Below are 3134 nucleotides of genomic sequence, written 5' to 3'. Positions count from 1 at the left end.
GCTTGACCCGAGAAGGTGCAGTTGACCTTGATCGCGCCGTAGTCGTAGTCGGGCGAGCCGTTGGTGGTCCAGCCGACGACGGAGTACAGCGTGATGGCGCTGCAGCCGAACCCGGTGTTCGGGTAGCCGGGGTAGACCGTGACGCCGCTGCGCCAGGCGCCACCGCTGCCTCCGGTGTGGACGCAGTGTCCGGCGGTGACGATGGTGGACGCGAGGTTGGCGGGGTTGTAACCGGCCATCCAGCCCGTGCACCGGCCGCCGCCGCTGAAGGTGACCAGGACGGTGGAGGTGCCGGGGTACACGCCGGGGTTGACCTGGTAGCGGTCGTCGGTGCCGATGATGGAATCGATGCCGACACCCTTTCCGTCTGATGCGTTCGCGGTGGCCTTGAGATCGGCCGGCAGGCTGGCTCCCTTCGAGCTGCTGACCATGGAGGTGGCCGCGGCAGGTGCAATGCCGCTCTGCGAGCCGTCGCTGGACACGATGGCCGACAGGCGGGTCTTCGCGGCCCGGGGTTCGGCGGCCGTGGCGCCGGCTGCGGATATCTGCACCAGCCCGAAAAGGGCCGCGGCCGTGATAATGCCTGCGCGGTGCAAACCTGTTCTGTGGAAAGCGTTCACTGGACCTCCCCTTAGGAGCATGTTCCGCCTGCTTGACCAAAAGTCATGTAAGCGGCTTTACCGACGTGGATGCAGTCGCAGGTTCACGTTCGGGCAGGGCTGGAATGCGCCGCGAGAGGTCCGGCGGCGCGGGACTGTCCCGGACGGCGGCGGCACTCACTCCACTTCTGAGCACAGACAAGTTTGTCGATGGCAACTAGGCTGTGGTTGGTGGAGGGAGTGCTGACGTGGTGCAGGCGGCTGGTCCGGTTGCCGGTGATGGTCGGCCTGATCCGAGTTTGGCGGGCACGGCGGCGGAGTTTGTAGACGCGCTGCGGCGGTTGCGGGATTGGGCCGGTGTGGGTTTTCGGCGGCTGGAAAAGCGCGCCGCACAGGCCGGGCGGATGTTGCCGCGCAGCACGATCAACGCGGCGCTCAAGCGTAATGTGCTGCCCCGGGAAGATTTGGTGGCCGGGCTGGTGTATGCCTGCGGCGGCGATCAGGATGAGGTGGACCGGTGGGTGGCCGCCCGGAGGCGTATCGCCGCAAGGACACCACCACCCCCGGCGTCATCGTCGGATCCATCGGCTGCACCGTCAACCCGCGACGTGGCGGCGGTGAGGTCAGTGCCGGGGCCAGTGCGGTGCACGTTGCCGGCCGAACACGCGGTGTTCGTGGGCCGGGACAAAGAACTTGAGCAGATCGCCACCGCGGTCGCCGACGCCGCTCAGGTCGGTGGGGTTATCGCCATCCATGCCATCGATGGCATGCCGGGTATCGGCAAGACCACCCTGGCCGTGCACGTAGCGCACCTGCTTAAGGACCGGTTCGGCGACCGGCAGCTGTTCGTAGATCTACGCGCCCACAGCGCGGGACAAAAACCCGTGCAGCCGGCTGACGCGCTGGCGCAGCTGCTGGCCGCCGACGGGGTCGATCCCCGGTTCCTACCGGACACCCTGGACGGGCGAGCCGCGTTGTGGCGCGACCGGATGGCCGGTAAACGACTACTGCTGGTCCTCGACAATGCAGCCAGCAGCCAACAGGTCGCCCCGCTGCTGCCGGGCTCCACCTGCAGCCTGGTAGTGGTCACCGCCCGGCGTAGCTTGGCGGACCTGCCCACAGCGGTACCCATCGGGCTGGATGTGCTCACCCCGGACGAAGCGATCACGATGTTTGCACGGCTGGCCCCGCAGGCCAGTACCGATCGGGAGGCGACGGCCGAACTGGTCCGAGCATGCGGATACCTACCACTGGCCATCTCGATCGCGGCAAGCCTGTATCTGCGACACCGAACCTGGAACATCACCGACCTGCTGTATGAGGTGCGCCAGGCAAACAGCGGCTTGCTCACCCTCACTGCGGAGAACCGCACCGTGGCGGCCGTTTTCGACCTGTCCTACCAACACCAGCCCGCCGACCGGCAACGGGTGTTCCGTCTACTTGGACTGCACCCCGGCGTCGAAGTCGAACCGTACGCGGCAGCCGCCCTGGCCGGCATCTCGCCGATGGAGGCACAGCAGCATCTGGACGCTCTGCACGCCGACCACCTGCTGGAGGAGCCGGTCTACCGCCGCTACCGGATGCACGACCTGATCCGTGCCTACACGCAGAGCCTGACCGCCACGATCGACCCACCTGAGTCAAGACACGAGGCGCTCGGGCGGTTGCTGGACTTCTACCGGCATACCGCTGTCAAGGCCATGAATGTGGTGTATCCCTATGAACGGCAGCGTCGTTCGACCATTGCGCCGATCGACAGCCCCACACCTGACTTGTCAGACCAAGATCGGGCCGCCCGATGGCTGGACACCGAACTAGCAAACTTGCTCGCCGCCGCACGGCATGCCGCAGCACACGACCGGCCCGAACACTTGCTATACCTGTCGGCTCTGCTGCACCAACATGTGTTGATCCGCGGCCACTACCAGGATGGGGAAGCGCTGCACCAGCAAGCCCTCAACCTCGCCCGCCAGCTCGGCGATCGGCTGGCTGAGCTGGAAGCACTGATCGTCCTGGGCCAGATGCACTGGGTGCAGGACCGGTATCAGCAGGCCGCCGACCACGTTGAACGGGCGCTGCAGATCGCCCAAACCACCGGTAACCGCGACGGCGAGCTCAAGGCGCTGGTCGGCCTCGGCCACACCCACTGGGTGCAGGGCCGCTACGAGCAGGCCGCCGACCACTTTGGACGGGCACTGTACATCGCCCAAACCACCGCCGACCAGGGCGGCGAGCTAAGCGCTCTGGTCGGCCTCGGCCACACCCACTGGGCGCAGGGCCGCTACCAGCAGGCCGCCGACCACTTTGGACAAGCGCTGCAGATTGCCCGCAGAACCGGCAACCGCGACGGCGAAATGCGGGCGCTGACCAACCTCGGCATCATCCGCCGGGCGCAGGATGGCCACCAGGAGGCCGCCGACCACCTTGAACGGGCACTGCACATCGCCCAAGCCACCGGCAACCGCGACGGCGAAATGCGGGCGCTGACCAACCTCGGCCAAGTCCACCGGGTGCAGGGCCGCTATCAGCAGGCCG

2 protein-coding genes are annotated in these 3134 nt (G+C 67.0%); one reads left to right on the top strand and one right to left on the bottom strand.

Annotation, left to right across the window (positions count from 1 at the left end):
* Positions 1-620 (bottom strand): trypsin-like serine peptidase (locus DM816_RS41195; RefSeq protein WP_425455347.1); only part of this gene is annotated, 620 nt, incomplete at its 3' end.
* Between the two features lie 227 nt (positions 621-847).
* On the opposite strand from DM816_RS41195, the gene DM816_RS41190 reads away from it, so the two are divergent.
* On the top strand, positions 848-3134 hold a 2287-nt coding region (locus DM816_RS41190), incomplete at its 3' end, for an ATP-binding protein (RefSeq protein ID WP_162908399.1).

The sequence above is a fragment of the Allorhizocola rhizosphaerae genome (genome assembly GCF_003426775.1).
Taxonomy (GTDB): Bacteria; Actinomycetota; Actinomycetes; order Mycobacteriales; family Micromonosporaceae; genus Allorhizocola; species Allorhizocola rhizosphaerae.
The sequence above is the reverse complement of the archived record's forward strand: the minus strand, read 5'-3'. Positions and strand labels throughout refer to the sequence as shown.